This is a genomic window from Streptomyces sp. NPDC059564 (assembly GCF_042735575.1).
In the GTDB taxonomy this organism is placed as follows: Bacteria; Actinomycetota; Actinomycetes; order Streptomycetales; family Streptomycetaceae; genus Streptomyces.
This window is the reverse complement of record NZ_JBHWBP010000073.1, coordinates 1-19,473: the sequence shown is the minus strand read 5'-3', so window position 1 is coordinate 19,473 and position 19,473 is coordinate 1. Positions and strand designations below refer to the sequence as shown.

Sequence of the window (19,473 nt, the reverse complement as noted above, 5' to 3'; positions counted from 1 at the left end):
GGGTTCTCCTTACGGTGCATTCAACGACAGGCATAACTATGCATTACTCCGTATGTTTCGTCAATCGAGGCGTGGCGAGCCTCGACGGCCTGCCTGCGCCGCCCCCGCCCCTCCCGGCCCGTACCGTCTGACGTGTGCTGCGTACCGCTCTGCTCACCGGCTCGCTGATCCTCGCCGTCCTGCCCCCGCCGGGCGGGCACCCGGGCCCGCTGCCCGCACGCCTCGCCGACACCGGCGGCGGCAGCCAGCTGATCACCGCCGTGGCGCCCGAGCCCGGCTCCACGACGGGCCGGCTGACCTGGTGGGACCGGCGGGCCGGCCGGTGGTACGAGGCCGGCAGCGCGCCCGCCCGCTTCGGCGCGAACGGCCTCACCGAGGGCGGGACGCGGACCCAGGGCACGAACACCACGCCGACGGGCCTGTACGGACTCCCGTACGCCTTCGGCATCGCGCGGCCGCCGGCCGGAACGGCGTACCGGTACCGGCGGGTGACGGACCGTTCCTGGTGGTGCCAGGACAACGCCGCCGCGGAGTACAACCGCTGGACGGAGCCGCTCCCCGCCGACTGCGCGCCCGGCGAGGCCGAGCACCTGGCGGCGTACGGGCAGCAGTACGAGCACGCCCTGGTCATCGCCTTCAACTACGACCGGCCCGTACGCGGCCGGGGTGCGGGCATCTTCCTGCACGTCGACGGCAAGGGCGCGACGGCCGGCTGCGTCTCGGTCCCGCGCCACGCCATGCGCGCCCTGCTCCGCTGGGCGAACCCCCGCCGCCGCCCGCACATCGCGATCGGCACGGACTCCGGCCCGCTGGCGGTGACCCGGTACTGAGATCATGTCCCCGGACCACGGGGAGGGGACATGGGCAGGACACGGAAGGCTCTGCTGATCGGGGTGGGAACGACGCCGGGGGCGAGCGGCCGTTTCGCCTCGCTGGAGAAGCCGGTCGCCGCCGATCTGCGGGCGCTGGCCTCTTCCCTGCGGGCGTCGGAGTACGAGGTCGAGATCCTGGAGGAGGCGACCCGCGCGGCCATCACGTCCGCGATCGCGGCCATCAGCCGGGACGTGCCCCTCGACGGGACCCTCCTGATCCACTTCACCGGCCACGGCGTCCGGATCGGGGACACCGACTACCTCGTACCGCACGACGGGCTGGCTCCCGCCGAAGGGGACGAGGACTGGGACCAGCCCCACGTGATCCAGAGCCTCGTGCCGGCCGACGTCAGCCCGTACCTCGCCAAGTGCCGGGCCGGCACGGTGCTGTGGACGGTGGACGCCTGCCGGTCGCCGATGCCGGACGACGCCGGCGGCGTCTGGTTCGAAAGCACGATCCTCAAGGGCCCGCCCACCGGGCGCTTCGTGGTCCTGACCGGCTGCCGTGCGGGCGAGGTCAGTGGGCACACCGAGGAGGGCAGCTTCTTCACGCTCGGCCTCGCCGAGGCGATGCGGCCACTGACCGCGGCGCGCACCGCGGGGGAGGTGTACGCCGCGGCCGCGGCCTGGACCCGGAAGGCCGCGCACGCCCACGGGCTGGTCCAGCGGCCCGGCGTGCGCTACGGCAACGACCACGATCCGCGGATCCAGGCCACGGTGGTGTGCGAAGGCCGCCGGCTGCTGGAGTCCTGGCAGCGGGCGGTGCTGGAGTGTCCGCTGTGGGACCGGGTCCCGGAGTCGGAGGCCGCCGAGGCGGACCGCTTCCGCAGGGCGGTGGAGAAGCTGGTGGCCGACAGCGCGGAGACGGTGCACCGCGCACAGCAGCGGCAGCCGGACCCCTGGGCGGACGACGCCTTCCCCGTACGGATGCTGGGCAAGTTGCTCCCCCGGCTGCTTCCCGCGGACGCCCCGCTGTCGGCGGTGGAGGCGGCCGTGCTGGCGGCCGCACCGATCCTGCACGAGGCGGCCTGGGCGAACCGGCTCAGTGCGGCGAAGGAGGTGCATCCGTGGTCTGTGTCGAAGCAGGCGGAAGGCGACCCGGGGCGCCGGTACTACGAGCAGGTCGCCGACCACCATCCGCACATCGCGAGGAAGATCGACGACAGCCTGTTCAGGGAGAGCTTCGTCGAAGACGCCCAGAACGTCTCCGGCTGGCTGATCCACCGGTGGATCGCGGAGCAGTTCGAGACCGACGAGCACGCGGTTCCGCCCGCCTTCGTGGAACCCTTCGTCGCGGAACTCCTCGGAGACGAGGGCGGCTCGACCGCCCGGGTGGCCGAGTTCGCGGGGGCGGTCGAGGAACTCGCCGCAGCCGTCAGCCGGAGCCCGGTGTGGGAGGCGCTGCCCGCGACGCCGCTCAGGGTCCGCCCGGGCCGGGAGACCCGGCCCGTGCGTGTGCGGCCGCTGGCGGCGGTCCTGCACCTGGCCGCCGCCCTGGCGCTCGACGTCCGCGCGCTTCCCGACGTACTCGCGGAGCACCTCGCCGTCCCGGACGGGGTGCTCCCTCAGGACGCGGTCGCCGTCGTGAACGACGTCGAGTGGTACCCGGAGGACGAGGCACTGCATCTGGACGTGGCATGCCCCCATCCGGCGGTCCATGCCGCGCTGGCCGGTGCCGTCGAGCACGCGGACGAGCTGGCCGGGTCGCTGACGAAGGCCCCCTGGCAGTCGGCGGGCGACGCGGAGTTGCTGGCGGCGCTGCCCGCCCGGGTCACCGACCGGCGGCTGCGCCCCATGGAGTCGCGTGGCCGGCGCGCGTACGACGTGCCGCTGCTGCGCTTCCAGCTCGCGCAGACCGAGGTGCGGGAGCTGCTGATGGGCGAGCAGCTCTACGAAGGCCGCCGGGAACTGGCCCTGCGCGAGCTGTACCAGAACGCCATGGACGCCTGCCGGTACCGGTCGATGCGCCTGCGCTACCTCAAGGCGAAGGGCCACGAGACGGGCGGCTGGCAGGGCCGGATCTCCTTCACCCAGGGCGAGGACGAGCGCGGACCGTACGTGGAGTGCCGGGACACCGGCGTGGGCATGGGCGTCGAGCAGCTGAGGAACACGTTCACCCGGGCCGGGCGGCGGTTCGAGCAGTCACGGAGCTTCCGGCGCGAGCAGGACGCCTGGCTGCGGCACGACCCCGGGCTGCGGCTCTACCCCAACAGCCGTTTCGGCATCGGGGTGTTCAGCTACTTCATGCTCGCCGACGAGATGACCATCGTGACGCGGCAGGTGGGCCCGGACGGCGTGCCCGCGCCCAAGGCCCTGCTGGTGCACATATCCAGCAGTGGGAGCCTGTTCCGCATCCAGGACTACGAGGGACCGGGCGACGGTATGCCGGAAGGCGGCACCCGGGTCCGGCTGCACACGCATCGCGGCCGGGGCGCCCGGGCGTTGTCCTGCGTCGAGGTGCTCCGTTCGCTGGTGATGGTCAGCGAGTTCCCGCTGGAGGCCCGGGACGCCTCGGGCGCCTCCCACCACTGGCCGCCGGGTGTCCTCCAGGGCTCCTACGGCCGGGGCGGCGCGGTCGAGGCCGTCCCCGGGAGCCTGTGGTGGGTGGGCGGCCAGGGCGCGATCGTGTGCGACGGCATCGTCACCGACGAGAAGCCCCGCGGATACGTGCTGAACCTCACGGGCCCCCACGCCGGGGAGCTGAGCGTCAACCGCACCAAGCTCCAGGACTACGACCGGGCCTGGAGGGCCGAGTTGTGGCGGGAGGGGGCGCCGGCCCTGGAGTCGTGGAGCGGGCTGACCATGTCCTGGCTCTGGGGCATGGAGAGCGCCGATCTGAGCTGTGCGCGCATCTTGTGGGACGTGCTGCGCGGCAGGGACCTCAGCATCCCCGTCAGGGCGAACGGGCCGGAGGTGGAACTGGACCGGGTCGGCTGGTTCGGGCCGGACTCGGATGTCCGGTCTTGGCCGAAGTCGAGCGACAGGAAGGACGCGAGCCGTCTCGGGTGGCGGGCCGCGGCCCACTCGGTGCCGTTCCACGACCCCCTGGACGCCCCTCCCCTCAGCCTCGCCGGGCATCCGCTGCCGGAGCCCGGGTGGGGCGCCGTGGCCAACTCCCGCACCGCTGACTGGCGCAAACTCGTCGACCTGGCCTACGTACAGGACCGGACGGTCGAAGAGATCGTCCGGATCGTGCGCTCGCTGCGCATCACCGCGCCGGCCGTCGCCCCACCGCGCAGTGCCGTCGGCAGGCTGGACTGGGTCCCCGACTGGCGCGATCACCAAGTGACGAGGGGGCTGCTCGCAGCCAAGAACCAGGCGTTCACCCTGGACGAGGACTGGAACTCCTACGAGCACGAGCCCGCGGATCTGGGCGGCCTGGTGCGTGCCTCCGCCACAGGCCGCACCCCGCTCGGTGACCTGGCGGAACGGTGCCGGCGCTACGCCGGTCTGATGCCTGCGGCCGTTCCCGAAGTTCCCGAACACCACCGCGACCACGTCTGCGACGACGCGGACATGGCCGTGCTCTACATCGAGGCCACCAAGAACACCTGGCGCCCGGCCCGTCAGCCGTGGGACGTCCTGCCGCTCTCGGAGCTCACCGGGCGCAGCCCCCGTGAGGTCACCGAGCACATCGCCCGCTTCTCCTGGCTCGGGTGGCCCGCCCACGACTGGAAGACGGTGCTCGCGTGGTGTGAGGTGCCGGCCGACGAGCGCTTCTTCCTCAGCCACTTCCTGCTGACGGACGAGAACGGCTCCGCGACGCTGCCCTGGGCCGCCACGCTCGCGTACGCGGGCCGCTGGGAGCTGACCCTGCGCAAGGCGGAGAAGGAGCTCGGGTTCTGGGCCTCCCGGGTGGGGCTGGCCTACCGGCGGCGCTACCCGTCCAAGTCAAAGGCCGGTCGGCTGATACCGGAGGAGGCGACGGCCGACGTCGCTCGGATCGCCCATGAGGTGGGTCTGCGGCTGGAGGACGGCTTCAGCATGCGGGACCTCGCCTACTGCGGGCCGAGCCAGGTATCGAAGGACGAACTGGCCGAGGTACTCACCGATCTGCGAGGGGCGGGAGTGGAGGTGAGCGCCGGAGAACAGCTGCTGGCGGCCTGGAAGGAGATGCCCCTCGGGGACAAGTACTACTTCGCGGGCCGGAATCCGGCGTGGGGCACCGCGGACTACCCGCTGCTCCCCACCGCGGACGTACTGTTCGCCGCCGCCGAGGAGCAGAAGGAGCCCCTGGGCCGGGCCTGGAAGACCGCCCGGCGCCTCGCCAAGCCGCTGGGCCTGAAGGTCCCGGCGCTCCCGGCGGAGCTCTCCGACACCCTTCCCACCTGGCACGAGACCGCCGCGCTGATCGACTTCGGAGATCCCGAGGAGTTCGACGGCGAGTGGATGGAGGCTCCCCGCTGGACGCCGCTCACCGCGGAACGTCTCATCGGCTACTGCCGCAACGCCCGCCTGGCCCCTACCGAGGGCTACCGCCGTCTGGCCCGTCTCCGTGCCGTCGGGGCCCTGATCCCGGAACTGTCGGAGTCACAGCTGGCGGCGCTGCCGGCCACCGTCCCCGGTCCACGGGAGGCGCTCGCCTTCTCCGGCGAGTACCGCGTGTCGGATCCCGCGGACGCGCTCGGCCCGCTCGACGTGGTCGGCATCGCCGCCCGGCTCGGCGAACCGGTGGGCCTGACGTGGCAGAGCATGGTCCCGTACCTGCCCCTGGAGGCGACTGCTCCACCGGTCATCCGGACACCCGAGGTCCTTCCCCTGTGGCAGGACCTGATCCTGCTGTCCGTCCACCGCGACGGCCGGCTGCCCGCGCTGCACGGCCGGATCGGGCCCGAGCGGATCGCGGAGGCCGCCGAGGCCGTCGGCCAGAGCGCCGCCTGGGTACGGGAACGCCTCGGACTGTACGCCGTGATGTTCGGCCTGGACCTGTCAGAGGTGCCCCCGGCACCGGAATGTGAGGAAACGCCGTGACGACGACCGATCCGACCCCGACGGCACACCTCGTCGGCCTCGGCTACGCCGAATCCTCGCTCGGTGAGGTCGAGGCCGCCGGGTTCTCCGTCTCCCCCACCCCCGACGGCGACGGCCTCGCCGTGCGGGGCACCTGCCCCCGCTGCGGCGGGCCGACGGCCACCACCTACCGGTACGGCATGCCCGGTCTCGGTACGAAGGGGCTGCGGAGCTGGTTCGCCGGTGCGCGGACCCGGCCCGCCGAGGCGGCCGATCCCCTGCGCTCCGAGGCGCACTTCTGCGAATGCGGCCACGCCCACCCTGGGATGCCCGCGGAGGCCGTGTTCATCGGATGCGGCGCCGACTGGCGGATCCGGAGCGCTCCGTGAGCGGACCGTCGGAGCGCCGGTGGGCGCAGCTGGCGCGGGAGTTGGAGTTCACGCAGCTCAGCCAGTTGCGCCGGCAGGCCGAGGGGTGGCGTACGGGACTCACGGGGCTGACCGGACTGCTCGCCGTGCTGACCGTCGTCAAGGGCCCCGACAGCCTGGCGGGCGCCGCCCGGGGGGCCGGGGCGGCCGCCACCGCGATGGTGGCCGCCGCGTACGTCCTGCTGCTGACCGGCATGCTGCTCGCCGCCCGTGCCGCGCACGGGCGGCCCGGTGAGGACATCCTGCTGGGCGGCCAGGCCCTGCGGCGGTGGACCGAGGGCGAGATCGTACGGGTGACCCGGTCGCTGCGCTGGGCGGCCGTGGGCTGCGTGGCCGGGGTGGCTCTGGCGGCGGGTGCCCTCGTACTCCTGTGGGGTACCTCGGAGCCGCCCGCCCGCAACCTCGTCCGGGTCACCACCGACCGGGCCGAGGTGTGCGGGGAACTGCTGCGCGCCGGTGCGCAGGAGATCGTCGTCAACGTCGGCAAGGGGCCGGTGAAGGCCCGACACGTGCTGCCGCTGAGCGGGCTGGTCAGCGCCGTTCCGGTGCAGAGCTGCGACTGACCGCCCGCGCCCGTCAGCTCTCCTTCTGGGCCAGGCGCAGGAGGTGGTCCGCCAGGGCCTGGCCGCCGGCCGGGTCGCGGCTGATCAGCATCAGGGTGTCGTCGCCCGCGATCGTGCCGAGGATGGCCTGGAGTTCGGCCTGGTCGATCGCCGAGGCGAGGAACTGGGCCGCGCCGGGCGGGGTGCGCAGGACCACGAGGTTCGCGGAGGCCTCCGCGGAGATCAGCAGCTCGCCGGAGAGGCGCCGCATGCGCTCCTCCTTCGCCGATTCGCCGAGGGGGGCCTGCGGGGTGCGGAAGCCGCCCTCGCTGGGGACCGCGTAGATCAGCTCGCCGCCGGTGTTGCGGATCTTCACCGCGCCCAGCTCGTCGAGGTCGCGGGAGAGCGTCGCCTGGGTGACGCTCAGTCCGTCGTCGGCGAGCAGTTTGGCCAGCTGGCTCTGGGAGCGGACCGGCTGCCGGTTGAGGATGTCCACGATCCGGCGGTGGCGGGCGGTGCGGGTCTGCGGGACGGACGGGCCACTCTGCTCGTGTTCCTGCGCCTGGCTCATCGTCGTCTCATTCTCCGGATCGTCCCGCTTCGTCGAGGATGCCGGGCAGCGCCCGGACGAACGCGTCGACCTCGGCCTCGGTGATGACGAACGGGGGCATCAGCCGTACGACGTCGGGGGCGGGCGCGTTGACCAGGAATCCGGCTTCCTGAGCCGCCTGCTGCACCTGCGGTGCGAGCGGCTCCGTCAGCACGATACCCAGCAGAAGGCCCGAGCCGCGGACGTGGGAGACCAGCCCGTGGCCGGAGGCTTCGATTCCGGAGCGCAGCCGCTCGCCGCGCGCCTTGACCCGGTCGAGCAGTCCGTCGGCGGCGATGGTGTCGATCACGGCGAGTCCGGCGGCGCAGGCGACCGGGTTCCCGCCGAAGGTGGTGCCGTGCTGGCCGGGCTGCAGGAGGTCGGCGGCGGGGCCGAAGGCGGCCACGGCGCCGAGGGGGAGGCCGCCGCCCAGACCCTTCGCGAGCGTGACGAGGTCGGGCTCGACGCCCTCGTGGGCCTGGTGCTCGAACCACTGGCCGCAGCGGCCGATGCCGGTCTGGACCTCGTCGAGGACCAGCAGGGTGCCGGTGGCCCGGGTGATCTCGCGGGCGGCCGTGAGGTAGCCCGCGGGCGGGACGACGACGCCGTTCTCGCCCTGGACCGGCTCGATGACGACGATGGCCGTCTCCTCGGTGACGGCGGCCCGCAGGGCCTCGACGTCGCCGTACGGGACGTGCGTGACCTCGCCGGGCAGGGGCAGGAACGGCTCCTGCTTCTTCGGCTGGCCGGTGAGCGCGAGGGCGCCCATGGTCCGGCCGTGGAAGCCGCCGGTGGTGGCGACCATGTGGGTCCGCCCGGTCAGCCGACCGATCTTGAAGGCGGCCTCGACCGCTTCCGCACCGGAATTGCAGAAGAAAACCCGGCCCTCGCGGCCGAAGAGCTGGAGCAGCCGTTCGCCGAGGGCGAGCACCGGCTCGGAGGCGTAGAGGTTGGAGACGTGGCCGAGGGTGGAGATCTGCGCGGTGACGGCCTCGACGATCGCCGGGTGGGCGTGGCCGAGGGCGTTGACCGCGATCCCGCCGACGTAGTCGGTGTACCGCTTGCCGTCGGCGTCCCAGACCTGGGCGCCTTCGCCGCGTACGAGGGCCAGCGCGGGGGTGCCGTAGTTGTTGGTCAGCGCGCCCTGCCAGCGGGCGGCGTAGTCCTGATTGCCGGTCACGTCCGGGCCCCTCCCTGTTCGTCGGGCACGACCATCGTGCCGATTCCCTCGTCGGTGAAGATCTCCAGCAGGATCGAGTGCTGGACCCGCCCGTCGATCACCCGCGCGGTGCCGACGCCGCCGCGGACGGCGTGCAGGCAGCCCTCCATCTTGGGGACCATGCCGCTGGACAGCTCGGGCAGCAGCTTCTCCAGCTCGCTCACGGTGAGCCGGCTGATGACCTCGTCGCTGTTCGGCCAGTCCGCGTAGAGGCCCTCCACGTCGGTGAGGACCATCAGCGTCTCGGCGCCCAGCGCGGCGGCGAGGGCCGCGGCCGCCGTGTCGGCGTTGACGTTGTACACGTGGTGGTCGTCGGCGCTGCGCGCGATGGAGGAGATCACCGGGATCCGGCCGTCCGCCAGCAGGGCCTCGATCGCTCCGGTGTCGATCGCGGTGATCTCGCCGACCCGGCCGATGTCGACGCGCTCGCCGTCGATCTCGGGGCTGTGCTTGGTCGCGGTGATGGTGTGGGCGTCCTCGCCGGTCATGCCGACCGCGAGGGGCCCGTGCTGGTTGAGCAGCCCGACCAGCTCGCGCTGGACCTGGCCCGCCAGCACCATCCGCACGACGTCCATCGCCTCGGGGGTGGTGACGCGCAGTCCGGCCTTGAACTCGCTGACCAGGCCCTGCTTGTCGAGCTGGGCGTTGATCTGGGGGCCGCCGCCGTGGACGACGACCGGCTTGAGGCCGGCCTGGCGCAGGAAGACGACGTCCTGGGCGAAGGCGGCCTTCAGGTCCTCGTCGATCATGGCGTTGCCGCCGAACTTGATGACGACGATCTTGCCGTTGTGCCGGGTGAGCCAGGGCAGGGCCTCGATGAGGATCTCCGCCTTGGGCAGGGCCGTGTGCTTGCGCGCGGTGCTCATGAGGAGTACGCGCTGTTCTCGTGGACGTACTCGGCCGTCAGGTCGTTGGCCCAGATGACCGCCGACTCGGCGCCGGTGGACAGGTCCGCGGTGATGCGGACCTCGCGGTCCTTCATGGAGACCAGGTCGCGGTCCTCGCCGACCGAGCCGTTCTTGCAGACCCAGACGCCGTTGATGGCGACGCCCAGCCGGTCCGGGTCGAAGGCGGCCTTGGTGGTGCCGATCGCGGACAGCACCCGGCCCCAGTTCGGGTCCTCGCCGTGGATGGCGCACTTGAGCAGGTTGTTGCGGGCGATGGACCGGCCGACCTCGACCGCGTCGTCCTCGCTCGCCGCGCCGATGACCTCGATGCGGATGTCCTTGCTGGCGCCCTCGGCGTCGCCGATCAGCTGGCGGGCGAGGTCGTCGCAGACGGTCCGTACGGCCTGCGCGAAGTCCCCGTACGCGGGCACCTGCCCGGACGCGCCGGAGGCCAGCAGCAGCACGGTGTCGTTCGTGGACATGCAGCCGTCGGAGTCGACCCGGTCGAAGGTGGTGCGGGTGGCGTCGCGCAGCGCCTTGTCGAGGGTGGCGCTGTCCAGGTCGGCGTCGGTGGTGAGGACGACGAGCATGGTGGCCAGGCCCGGGGCGAGCATGCCCGCACCCTTGGCCATGCCGCCGACGGTCCAGCCGTCCCCGGCGGCCGTGGCCGTCTTGTGCACGGTGTCGGTGGTCTTGATGGCGATGGCCGCGGCCTCGCCGCCGTCGGCGGACAGGGCCGCCGCCGCCGTGTCGATGCCCGGCAGCAGCTTGTCCATGGGGAGCAGGACGCCGATCAGACCGGTGGACGCCACGGCGACCTCACCGGCGTTGTGCTCGCCGCCGAGGACGGCCGCCACCTTCTCGGCGGTGGCGTGGGTGTCCTGGAAGCCCTTGGGGCCGGTGCAGGCGTTGGCGCCGCCGGAGTTCAGGACGACCGCGCTGACGGTGCCGCCGCGCAGGACCTGCTCGGACCAGTGCACGGGCGCGGCCTTGACGCGGTTGGAGGTGAAGACGCCCGCGGCCGCCAGTCGGGGCCCGTTGTTGACCACGAGGGCCAGGTCCGGGTTGCCGTTCGCCTTGATCCCGGCGGCGATGCCCGCCGCCGTGAATCCCTGTGCTGCCGTGACGCTCACGGTGCGACTCCGATCGTGGAAAGACCCAGCGCCTCGGGGAGCCCGAGGGCGATGTTCATGCTCTGCACCGCGCCGCCGGCGGTGCCCTTGGTCAGGTTGTCGATCGCGCTGATGACAATGATCCGCCCGGCGGACTCGTCGTGGGCGACCTGGAGGTGGACGGCGTTGGATCCGTACACCGATTTGGTGGTGGGCCAGACGCCCTCGGGGAGCAGGCGGACGAAGGGCTCGTCCGCGTACGCCTTCTCGTACGCGGCGCGCAGCGATGCCGCGGTGGTGCCGGGCAGGGCCTTCGCCGAGCAGGTGGCGAGGATGCCGCGGGCCATGGGGACGAGGGTGGCGGTGAAGGAGACGGAGACCCGCTCGCCGGCGAACGGGGAGAGGTTCTGCACCATCTCCGGCGTGTGCCGGTGGACGCCGCCGACCCCGTACGGGGTCACGGTGCCCATCACCTCGGAGCCGAGCAGGTGCGGCTTGAGGGCCTTGCCCGCGCCGGAGGTGCCGGTGGCGGCGACGATCACGGCCTCGGGCTCGGCGAGCCGGGCCTCGTAGGCGGGGAAGAGCGCGAGGGAGACGGCGGTCGGGAAGCAGCCGGGTACGGCGATCCGCTTGGCCCCCACGAGGGCGGCGCGGCCGCCGGGCAGCTCGGGGAGGCCGTAGGGCCAGGTCCCGGCGTGCGGGGCGCCGTAGAACCTGTCCCAGTCGGCGGAGTCCTTCAGCCGGTGGTCGGCGCCCATGTCGACGACGAGCACGTCGTCGCCGAGCTGCGCGGCGACGGCGGCGGACTGCCCGTGGGGCAGCGCGAGGAACACCACATCATGCCGACGGCCCTGACCGGCGAGGACCTCGGGCGTGGTCGCCTCCAGCGTCCGTCCGGCGAGCGGCCCGAGGTGCGGTTGTAGGGTGCCGAGGAGCTGTCCGGCGTTGGAGTGCCCGGTCAGCGCGCCGATCTCCACCTCGGGGTGCGAGAGCAGCAGGCGCAGCAGCTCACCACCCGCGTACCCGCTCGCTCCGGCCACCGCGACACGTACCACCATCGGACCTCCTCTTCGATGGCATGACTATACGTAGCTCTGCACTTTTATGCAATCACGCAGCCCCCTCGGCTCCCGGGGACACCGCGCCCGGTGCGGCGTACGCTCGGCGGCAGAAGGCTCGGGGAGGAGACCGCGGGAGGATCCATGGCCGCGCTCGGTGACCTGGTCGCGATCGACGACCGGACCGTGCTGGTCCTCGGGCAGGAACTGGATGTCGGGCACGACCAGCCGGACGTCGCCAACGCCCTGGCGCACCGGGCGGGCGACACCCTGGTGCTGGTCGACACCGGTGTCACGGCGGCCTTCCGCGCGGCACTGCGGGAAGCGGCCGACCGGGTCGGGCCCTGGTCCCGGGCCCTGGTGCTGACCACGCACGGCCATCTCGACCACGTCGCCAACAACGACCTGGCCGACGAGCTGGGCGTGCCGGCCGAGCACTACGTCCCCGCCGCAGACCTCGACCAGATGCGGGACCCGGCCTCGTACTGGGTGTCGTCCTTCGACCGCATCACCGGGCTGGCGCCGCTTCCCGCGCCGTCCGCACTGGCCGGCCAGGTGGTGTCGCTCTTCCAGCCGATGCGGCCCTTCGGCGCGACGACCCGGACCTACGAGGAGCGGCCGCTGGAGCGGATCCGGATCGGCTCGCAGCGGTTCACCGGCTGGACCTTCGCCGACGGCGCGGTCCGCGTGCTGCGCAGCCAGGGCCACTGCGCCGGGCACGTGATCGTGCACCTGCGGGACCACGGCGTCCTCCACCTGTCCGACGAGGGCAACGGAGCCTGTGGCGCCATGGCCGACGCCGACCAGCTCAAGATCCAGACCGTGCTCGGCGCCGTCGCCCTCCTCTTCGAGGAGAACGAAGCCGCGATCCTCACCGACGGACACACCTTCGCCGTGCGCCGCGGCGCCGCGGCGGTGTCCCACCTGGACGGGCTGCTGGAGCAGGCCACCGCCCTGCAGGCGGCGGCGCTCGGCCTGACCGGGGAGAGCGGGCGGGTCCGGCCGAGCGCGTTCACCGCCCGCTACGCGGAAGCCGTCGCCGGACTGGGGGTCGGCGGCGCCAACCCCAACGCGATGTTCACCGCCATGATGGCGGTCAACCAGCTCCGCGAACTCGGGCTGCGCCCGGAGTCCGCCGAACCCGACGCCCCCTGGTCCCGGCCCGCACTCCACGACCCCGGACCGCACAGCCGTCCCTGACGCACCCCGCCGGGCGGGCCGTTGCGGCGGCGGGGGAAATTCGGATGCTCCGGCGGGCAGGGCCGCGTTATGGTCACCCGCATGAACGTCAACGGCCCCAGCACCACCGCGACCGCGCGAGCGACCAGCTCGCCGGTTGCCGCCGCCTGACCTTCCCCTCCCCCGGCGACCGGAAACGGTCCGTCGGTGGTGCCGTGGTGACCCTGTCCCCGGCCGGTGACCGAACGGTTCCGTTCTCCGGTGCCTCCCCCGCCACGACGCGAAGGAGCCCACCCCATGCTGACGGAACACCTGGTCGACACGTTCGTCGAGTACTTCGAGGAGCGCGGCCACCGCCGGATCACCGGCTCGACCCTGCTGCCACCCCCCGGCGACCCGGTGCTCTTCACCACCTCCGGCATGCACCCCCTCACCCCGTACCTGGAGGGCCGCCCCCATCCGCTGGGCAGGCGGCTGGTCAACGTACAGCGCTGTCTGCGCACGACGGACCTGGAGGAGATCGGCGACGCCACGCACCTGACGGTCTTCGAGATGCTCGGCACCTGGTCGCTGGGCGACTACGCCGGCCCGCTCAGCCTGGACTGGGGATACGGCCTGCTCACCGAGGGGCTGGGCGTCGATCCCGGCCTGCTGCACGCCACCGTCTACGCCGGCGACGGCGAGACCGGGCCGGACACCGCCTCCCTGGAGCTGTGGCAGGGCCACGGGGTCCCCGTCGAGCTCACGGTGGAGGACAACTGGTGGTCCAACGGGCCCGTCGGACCGTGCGGTCCCGACTCGGAGATCTTCCTGTGGAGCGGGGAGGGCCCGCCCCGGTCGACACCCACCCGCGACGACCGCTGGGTGGAGGTGTGGAACCACGTCACGATGAGCCACCGCCGGCTCGACGACGGCTCCCTCGTCCCGCTCCCCCAGCGCAACGTCGACACCGGACTCGGCCTGGAGCGGCTGGCCTCACTGCTCCAGGGCACGTCCTCCGTGTACGAGTGCGACGTGTTCGAGCCCTGGCGCCGGCTCGTACCGACGCTGTGGCCCCTGGACGAACCGTCGCTGCGCCTGGTCTGCGACCACCTGCGCTCGGCCGTCGTGGTGCTCGGCGACGGCGTGCGCCCGGCCAACACCGGACGCGGCTACGTGCTGCGCCGCCTGGTGCGGCGGGTGCTCACCGTGCTGTGGCGGGACGACCCTTCGCGCGGCGTCGAAGACCTGCCGGACGAACTGGTCCGCCACACCCTGGACCACTTCCGGCAGGACGTCCGACCGGGCGACGTCCTGCGGACGCTGGCCGAGGAGGAGCGCCGGTTCCGCCGGCTCCTGGAACGCGGCCGGCAGGTGCTCGCCCGCCCCCGCTTCCGGGGCCCGCTGACCGACGAGGACTTCCACTACCTCCACGACACCCACGGCCTGCCCCACGACCTGATCACCGGCCTGCGGCAGGAATGAACACGAGACGCTCGCGCCGACCGGTCAGGAGCCCTGCCAGTAACCGGGGAGGGCCGTCACCGCCGCCGTCAGCAGGAGACCGGACGCGAAGACGGCGGCGGCGGTCACCCGCCTGCGGCGCGGGTCCGCGAAGGAGGCCAGGAGCAGCAGGGGGGCGGCGAGGAAGAAGACCGCCGTCCCGAACAGGGCGCCGGCGCACGCCCAGGGCAGGAGCGCGCCCGCCATGATCCGCGCGGCCCGCGCGAAGTCGTCCCGGCGGTGGTGGAAGAGCAGCGGGAGCGCCACGAAGGCGGCCGTGACGCCGACCGCCAACGGCTGGCCGGGGCCGTCCATGAAGCGGGCGAAGCCGATGGCGGGCGGCAGCGGGACCAGCACCGCGCACAGGGCGAGCGCGAACTGCCACGGGTGGATCCGGTCGCCGGACCGGACACGGTCGTGCGACGGGACTCGGTCGCGCATGCCGATGCGGTCGCACCGCGGTCGGCGCGATCCGCCGTCGGCTACCGCGACCGCCGCCGTCATCTCGGCTCCCATGGCCGCCGCCCCCCTGACCCGCCCGACTTGAACGCGTTCAAGCTAGCGGCCCGCCTCCGCCCCGTCCAGCCGGTGGCGGACCCACACGTTCGGCTCGACGTAGACCGCGAAGTCGCGCTCCGGTTCGCAGTGCACCGGCGCCAGCGCCCCGGGGACGCGCACCGGGCCCGCCGTGTCGAAGGGCAGCCCCGTCCACTCCCGCCACTGGGCGAGCGTGCCGCCGATGGTCATGGAGAGCGGGGCCACCGAGTCGATGACCGCCCCCGCGCGCACGTGGACCCGCAGCCACGGGTCGTACGGGAGGCCGTCCTCGCGGGTGCGGTACGCGTACTCCGCCATCGGGGCGTCCGGCTCGGCGGGCTTGCCGCTCGGCCGGACCGGGGCCACCAGCTCGGCGAATCCCGCGGCGCGTGCGCCCTCGCGCATCGCGGCCAGCATCCGGCCGGAGAGGCCCTCGCCCTGGCGGCCGGTGGCGATGGATATCTCGATGGCGCCGACCGTGTCGGGCCGGATCCCGAGCCGCTGGTCGGAGAAGGCCCACAGCAGGACCCGGTCCCAGCCGTGCGCGGGCAGCCGCCCCGCGCGTTCCCCGGCGTGCAGGGCGAACGGCACGCTGAAGCCCCGGGCCACCACGGCGTCCCCGTCGGTGGCGACCCAGACGTAGTCGGGGAACTCCGCGACCATGCGCGGGTAGAGGAACGAGCCCAGCGGGTCCTGGGCGGCGAACTCCGGCCAGGAGTCCTCCATGTCCCAGAGCCGGCCGGCCAGTTCCGGGCGGCGCGAAAGCGGAGTGATCATGATGGCGGTCATGACGGGCAGGCTAGGCGGGGACCCGGGCCGCCTCAACGGGATTTACCGGGCGGCCCGCAGCCGCTGCACGGCCTCCAGCAGCTCCCCCGGCCCGGACACCCCTGCGAAGCTCATCCGGACGTACGCGGCCGGCGGTTCGGCGCAGAAGAACGGCCGCCCGGGCGCGACCGCGACCCCCGCGCGCAGGGCCGCCGCCGCGAAGGCCGCGTCGTCCTGACCCTCCCCGAGCCGTACCCACAGCTGGTACCCGCCCGACGGCAGGTGCACGAGCTCCAGCCCGGGCAGATCCCGCCGCAGGGCCCCGGCGAGCACGTCCCGGCGGTGGCGCAACTCGGCGGCGACGGCCCGCAGATGGCGCGGCCAGGCGGGCGCGCCGACCAGTTCGAGGGCGGTCTCCTGGAGCGGCCGGGGCACGAAGAACGTGTCCACCACCTGGATCGCGCGCAGCCGATCCAGCACCGGCCCCCGCGCGGCCAGCGCGCCCACCCGCAGGCTGGGCGAGGTCACCTTGGTCAGCGAACGCACGTGCACCACCACACCGTCGGCGTCCTCCGCGGCCAGCGTGGCGGGCGGCGGCCCGGCGTCCTCGTGTCCCAGCGCCCGGGCGTAGTCGTCCTCCACCACGAAGGCCCCCGCGGCCCGCGCGATCCGCAGCACCTCGGGCCTGCGCGCGGCGGACAGCACCGCACCCGTCGGGTTCTGGAACAGCGGCTGGCATACGAAGACCCGCGCACCGGTCGCTTCGAACGCGGCGGCCAGCAGCTCCGGCCGGACCCCGTCCGCGTCCACCGGTACGGGTACGGGCCGGCAGCCCGAGGCCCGGGCGATGGCCAGCAGCCCGGGGTACGTCGGGGACTCCACCAGGACCGGCGCCCCCGGCGGGGCCAGCGCCCGCAGCGCGGTGGTCAGCGCGCTCTGCCCGCCCGCGGTGACCATCACGTCGGCCGCGGCGACGGCCCCGCCGATCTCGCGCGCGAACCAGTCGCGCAGCTCGGGCAGCCCCTCCGTGGGCGGCCGCCCCCACGCTCCGGGACGGCGTCCGGCCCGGGCCAGCGCGGCGGCCATCGCCCGCTCCGGCTGGAGCGAGGGGTGGAGGTATCCGCTGTTGAGCCCGATCACCCCGGTCGGCGGCGTGTTCAGGCACACCAGCACCCCGGAGGCGTCCACGGACCGGGGCACGACCTCTCCGGCGCCCTCCGCGCTGAGGGTCACCTCCTGCCAGGAGGTGTCCCCGGGCGCGGGCTCCGCCGTGCGCGGCCGGGTGCGGAACGCCCCGGCGCCGGGCCGGGTGACCACGAGGCCCTCGGCCGCGAGCTGCGCGAGGGCGCGGGAGACGGTGACCGGACTGACCCGGTACCGCTCGACCAGAGCCCGACTCGACGGGAGCTTTCCACCCACCGGATAGCGGTCGAGCTCGGACCTCAGGGATTCTGCCAGCTCCGCCACACTGCTACGCTCGTACATGACAGCCAAGAATAGCGCTACTCCCCTCGCCTCGATAGCGGTCCGGACCGGCAGCACCAGCGGTGCGCGCCGCGGCACCGTCCTCGCACTGCTCGGCGTGGTGGCCTTCTCGCTGACCTTCCCCGCCACCGCCTGGGGCCTGGAGAGCTTCGGCCCCTGGTCGCTCGTCGCCCTGCGCAGTGCCCTCGCCGCCGCCATCGCGGGCGTCTTCCTGCTGGCCGGGCGGGTGCCCCTGCCCGGCCGGGAACACTGGGCGGGGCTCGCGGTCGTGGCGGGCGGGGTGGTGGTCGGCTTCCCGCTGCTGACCACGCTGGCGCTGCGGACCTCCAGCACCTCGCACGCCGCCGTCGTGGTGGGCCTGCTGCCGCTGACCACCGCCGCCGTCTCCGCCCTGCGTACCGGGATCCGCCCCTCGGGCCGGTTCTGGGCGGCGGCCCTCGCCGGGGCCGCCGTCGTGCTCGGCTTCACCCTGGCGGGCGGCGGCGGTTCCCTCGCCGCGGGCGACGGCTACCTCTTCGGGGCGCTGCTGGTGTGCGCGGCCGGGTACACCGAAGGCGGGCGCCTGGCCCGCGTCCTGCCCGGCTGGCAGGTCATCGGGTGGGCGCTGGTGCTGTGCCTGCCGCTGAGCGTGACGGGGGCCGTGCTGGGGCTGGCGTACGAGCCGGTGCACCTGACCGGCCACGGGGTGGCCGGCCTGGTGTGGGCGGCGGCCGGCTCCACCTTCCTCGGCCTGTACGTCTGGTACCGCGGCATGGCCGAGATCGGCGCCCCGCGGGCCAGCCAGCTCCAGCTCGCCCAGCCGCTGCTGACCCTGGTGTGGTCGGTGGCGCTGCTGGGCGAGCACCTCTCCCCCGCCGCCCCGGCCGCGGCGTGCGCCGTCCTGGTGTGCATCGCCGTGACCCAGCGGAACTGAGGGCCCGCCTCACCGGCACCAATCCGCCCGAATCGCCGTAAACTGCTGTCACGGATTCCGACCGGCTCCGAGGAGGTCAGCACATGCGCGCGACCGAGGGCGACCAGCTGGTGCAGCACGGGAGAGTCGTAGGGCAGCACGACAAGCTGGGCGAGATCACTCAGGTACTGGGCGAGAACGGCACCCCTCCCTACCGGGTCCGTTTCGCGGACGGCCACGAGGCAGTCATGTCCCCGGGCCCCGACTGCGTGGTGAAGCACCCCGCGGAGCCCCCGAACTGACTCAACGCGGCGGCGCCGTCGTCGTGTAGTGGTCGGCGACCACCCTGGCCATCGCTCCATTGGGGTCCGCGACCACCTGCTTCGCCGAGAAGTAGACGTGGCCGCGGACCTCGGCGTACCGCCCGGCGAGGGTCAGGTGCTTCGAGAGCTCCGCCGGATCCCGCCAGGCGGGCGTGGAGCTGCCGGCGTCGCAGCGGTACAGCGCCTCCCCCACATACAGGGCCACCCCGGTCCCCGAGACCGTCCGCGCCCACCACTCGACGATGGTCGCGTAGTCGGCGGACGGGTGGCCGATCTGCCAGTACGCCTGCGGCACGATGGAGTCGATCCAGCGCTCCCTGACCCACTTGCGGGTGTCCGCGTAGAGATCGTCGTACGTCTCCACCCCGGCCCGGGTGTCCGAGCCGAGCGGGTCCCGGTCGCTGTTGCGCCACACCGCGAAGGGGCTGACGCCGAAGCGGGCCCCCGGCCGGACGGTCTTCAGGCGGGCCGACATCTCCCGCACCAGGGTGTCGGTGTTGTGGCGGCGCCAGTCGGCGCGGGAGGCGAAGCCGGCCCCGTGGCGCTCGTAGGCCTCGTCGTCGTCGAAGTCCTGGCCCGCCACCGGGTACGGGTAGAAGTAGTCGTCCCAGTGCACCCCGTCGACCGGGTAGCGGGAGACCGCGTCGAGCATCGCCTCCTGCACGAAGGCCCGTACCTCCGGCAGCCCGGGGTTGTAGTAGAGCTTCCCGCCGTACGGCACGGTCCAGCCGGGGTTGCGGCGGGCCGGGTGCGAGGAGACGAGCCGGGTCGGGTCGGTGTGGTTGGCCACCCGGTACGGGTTGAACCAGGCGTGCAGCTCCAGGCCCCGCGCGTGCGCCTCGGTGACCGCCGCGCCCAGCGGGTCCCAGCCCGGGTCCCGGCCCTGAACCCCCGTCAGCCACTGCGACCAGGGCTCCTTGGTCGAGGGCCACAGGGCGTCGGCCGCCGGCCGGACCTGGAGGAACACGGCGTTCAGCCGCCGCTCGACGGCCGTGTCGAGGAGCGAGACCAGCTCCGCGCGCTGCTCCCGCGCGGACAGCCCGGCCTCGGAGGGCCAGTCGACGTTCTCCACAGAGGCGATCCACATCCCCCTCAGTTCCGGGACCGCCGCCCGGCCCCCGGCGGGCCGCCTCACGGCCCGGGCCTCCGG

At 73.5% G+C, this 19,473-nt stretch carries 17 protein-coding genes; 8 read left to right on the top strand and 9 right to left on the bottom strand.

Features of this window, described 5'->3' with window-relative positions:
• Nucleotides 1-137 precede the first annotated feature (137 nt).
• Genes ACFV0Q_RS15650 through ACFV0Q_RS15635 form a run of 4 tightly spaced genes read left to right on the top strand, consistent with a single transcriptional unit; the run spans nucleotide 138 to nucleotide 6,813 of the window.
• Nucleotides 138-830, top strand: coding sequence for a L,D-transpeptidase (locus ACFV0Q_RS15650; protein ID WP_385005486.1), 693 nt, complete (start codon nucleotides 138-140; stop codon nucleotides 828-830).
• A 30-nt stretch (nucleotides 831-860) separates the two neighbouring features.
• Nucleotides 861-5,843 carry a caspase family protein gene (locus ACFV0Q_RS15645; RefSeq protein WP_385005470.1) on the top strand — a complete coding sequence of 1,661 codons (4,983 nt, stop codon included), beginning with the start codon at nucleotides 861-863 and terminating at the stop codon, nucleotides 5,841-5,843.
• Complete coding sequence (locus tag ACFV0Q_RS15640; RefSeq protein WP_385005468.1) at nucleotides 5,840-6,211, top strand: hypothetical protein; 372 nt, start codon at nucleotides 5,840-5,842, stop codon at nucleotides 6,209-6,211. The genes ACFV0Q_RS15645 and ACFV0Q_RS15640 overlap by 4 nt, the downstream gene beginning before the upstream one ends.
• A complete protein-coding gene (locus tag ACFV0Q_RS15635) occupies nucleotides 6,208-6,813 on the top strand; it encodes a hypothetical protein (RefSeq protein ID WP_385005466.1) in 606 nt (201 codons plus the stop codon). Before ACFV0Q_RS15640 ends, ACFV0Q_RS15635 begins: the two co-directional genes overlap by 4 nt.
• A gap of 13 nt (nucleotides 6,814-6,826) precedes the next feature.
• Here the strand turns inward: ACFV0Q_RS15635 and ACFV0Q_RS15630 are convergent, their stop codons facing one another.
• Genes ACFV0Q_RS15630 through argC form a run of 5 tightly spaced genes read right to left on the bottom strand, consistent with a single transcriptional unit; the run spans nucleotide 6,827 to nucleotide 11,657 of the window.
• A complete protein-coding gene (locus ACFV0Q_RS15630) occupies nucleotides 6,827-7,363 on the bottom strand; it encodes an arginine repressor (protein WP_385005464.1) in 537 nt (178 codons plus the stop codon).
• Nucleotides 7,364-7,370: 7 nt separating this feature from the next.
• The gene (locus ACFV0Q_RS15625; RefSeq protein ID WP_385005462.1) at nucleotides 7,371-8,561 is read right to left on the bottom strand and encodes an acetylornithine transaminase; all 1,191 of its coding nucleotides are present in this window, start codon (nucleotides 8,559-8,561) and stop codon (nucleotides 7,371-7,373) included.
• The gene (gene argB, locus ACFV0Q_RS15620; protein WP_385005460.1) at nucleotides 8,558-9,466 is read right to left on the bottom strand and encodes an acetylglutamate kinase; all 909 of its coding nucleotides are present in this window, start codon (nucleotides 9,464-9,466) and stop codon (nucleotides 8,558-8,560) included. Before argB ends, ACFV0Q_RS15625 begins: the two co-directional genes overlap by 4 nt.
• On the bottom strand, nucleotides 9,463-10,620 hold the full coding sequence (argJ, locus tag ACFV0Q_RS15615; protein WP_385005458.1) for a bifunctional glutamate N-acetyltransferase/amino-acid acetyltransferase ArgJ: 1,158 nt from the start codon (nucleotides 10,618-10,620) through the stop codon (nucleotides 9,463-9,465). Before argJ ends, argB begins: the two co-directional genes overlap by 4 nt.
• Nucleotides 10,617-11,657: an N-acetyl-gamma-glutamyl-phosphate reductase gene (gene argC, locus ACFV0Q_RS15610; RefSeq protein WP_385005457.1), complete on the bottom strand. Its 1,041-nt coding sequence runs from the start codon at nucleotides 11,655-11,657 to the stop codon at nucleotides 10,617-10,619. Before argC ends, argJ begins: the two co-directional genes overlap by 4 nt.
• A gap of 144 nt (nucleotides 11,658-11,801) precedes the next feature.
• Here argC and ACFV0Q_RS15605 point away from each other — a divergent pair, with 144 nt between their 5' ends.
• Both ACFV0Q_RS15605 and ACFV0Q_RS15600 read left to right on the top strand, forming a co-directional pair.
• Nucleotides 11,802-12,857, top strand: coding sequence for an MBL fold metallo-hydrolase (locus ACFV0Q_RS15605; protein WP_385005455.1), 1,056 nt, complete (start codon nucleotides 11,802-11,804; stop codon nucleotides 12,855-12,857).
• 276 nt (nucleotides 12,858-13,133) lie between these two features.
• Nucleotides 13,134-14,300: an alanine--tRNA ligase-related protein gene (locus ACFV0Q_RS15600; RefSeq protein ID WP_385005453.1), complete on the top strand. Its 1,167-nt coding sequence runs from the start codon at nucleotides 13,134-13,136 to the stop codon at nucleotides 14,298-14,300.
• Nucleotides 14,301-14,324: 24 nt separating this feature from the next.
• Here the strand turns inward: ACFV0Q_RS15600 and ACFV0Q_RS15595 are convergent, their stop codons facing one another.
• The 3 genes from ACFV0Q_RS15595 to ACFV0Q_RS15585 form a co-directional block, all read right to left on the bottom strand.
• A complete protein-coding gene (locus ACFV0Q_RS15595; RefSeq protein WP_385005451.1) occupies nucleotides 14,325-14,759 on the bottom strand; it encodes a hypothetical protein in 435 nt (144 codons plus the stop codon).
• A gap of 117 nt (nucleotides 14,760-14,876) precedes the next feature.
• Nucleotides 14,877-15,644: an N-acetyltransferase gene (locus tag ACFV0Q_RS15590; protein ID WP_385005449.1), complete on the bottom strand. Its 768-nt coding sequence runs from the start codon at nucleotides 15,642-15,644 to the stop codon at nucleotides 14,877-14,879.
• Nucleotides 15,645-15,686: 42 nt separating this feature from the next.
• The gene (locus tag ACFV0Q_RS15585; RefSeq protein WP_385005447.1) at nucleotides 15,687-17,108 is read right to left on the bottom strand and encodes a PLP-dependent aminotransferase family protein; all 1,422 of its coding nucleotides are present in this window, start codon (nucleotides 17,106-17,108) and stop codon (nucleotides 15,687-15,689) included.
• On the opposite strand from ACFV0Q_RS15585, the gene ACFV0Q_RS15580 reads away from it, so the two are divergent.
• Together ACFV0Q_RS15580 and ACFV0Q_RS15575 are read left to right on the top strand one after the other, a co-directional pair.
• Nucleotides 17,107-18,021, top strand: coding sequence for a DMT family transporter (locus tag ACFV0Q_RS15580; protein ID WP_385005445.1), 915 nt, complete (start codon nucleotides 17,107-17,109; stop codon nucleotides 18,019-18,021). The two genes, ACFV0Q_RS15585 and ACFV0Q_RS15580, sit on opposite strands and share 2 nt — an antisense overlap.
• An 83-nt stretch (nucleotides 18,022-18,104) precedes the next feature.
• Nucleotides 18,105-18,302 carry a DUF1918 domain-containing protein gene (locus ACFV0Q_RS15575; RefSeq protein WP_385005443.1) on the top strand — a complete coding sequence of 66 codons (198 nt, stop codon included), beginning with the start codon at nucleotides 18,105-18,107 and terminating at the stop codon, nucleotides 18,300-18,302.
• A 1-nt stretch (nucleotide 18,303) separates the two neighbouring features.
• Here the strand turns inward: ACFV0Q_RS15575 and ACFV0Q_RS15570 are convergent.
• Nucleotides 18,304-19,473: glycoside hydrolase family 10 protein (locus ACFV0Q_RS15570; RefSeq protein WP_385005441.1), on the bottom strand; the 1,170-nt coding region annotated here is incomplete at its 5' end.

Excerpts from the sequence above, each read along its gene's own strand:
- ACFV0Q_RS15645 (WP_385005470.1), top strand. The coding sequence starts at position 861 with ATGGGCAGGACACGGAAGGCTCTGCTGATCGGGGTGGGAACGACGCCG.
- ACFV0Q_RS15630 (WP_385005464.1), bottom strand. The coding sequence starts at position 7,363 with ATGAGCCAGGCGCAGGAACACGAGCAGAGTGGCCCGTCCGTCCCGCAG.
- argB (WP_385005460.1), bottom strand. The coding sequence starts at position 9,466 with ATGAGCACCGCGCGCAAGCACACGGCCCTGCCCAAGGCGGAGATCCTC.
- argC (WP_385005457.1), bottom strand. The coding sequence starts at position 11,657 with ATGGTGGTACGTGTCGCGGTGGCCGGAGCGAGCGGGTACGCGGGTGGT.
- ACFV0Q_RS15605 (WP_385005455.1), top strand. The coding sequence starts at position 11,802 with ATGGCCGCGCTCGGTGACCTGGTCGCGATCGACGACCGGACCGTGCTG.
- ACFV0Q_RS15600 (WP_385005453.1), top strand. The coding sequence starts at position 13,134 with ATGCTGACGGAACACCTGGTCGACACGTTCGTCGAGTACTTCGAGGAG.
- ACFV0Q_RS15595 (WP_385005451.1), bottom strand. The coding sequence starts at position 14,759 with ATGCGCGACCGAGTCCCGTCGCACGACCGTGTCCGGTCCGGCGACCGG.
- ACFV0Q_RS15590 (WP_385005449.1), bottom strand. The coding sequence starts at position 15,644 with ATGACCGCCATCATGATCACTCCGCTTTCGCGCCGCCCGGAACTGGCC.
- ACFV0Q_RS15580 (WP_385005445.1), top strand. The coding sequence starts at position 17,107 with ATGACAGCCAAGAATAGCGCTACTCCCCTCGCCTCGATAGCGGTCCGG.
- ACFV0Q_RS15585 (WP_385005447.1), bottom strand. The coding sequence starts at position 17,108 with ATGTACGAGCGTAGCAGTGTGGCGGAGCTGGCAGAATCCCTGAGGTCC.
- ACFV0Q_RS15575 (WP_385005443.1), top strand. The coding sequence starts at position 18,105 with ATGCGCGCGACCGAGGGCGACCAGCTGGTGCAGCACGGGAGAGTCGTA.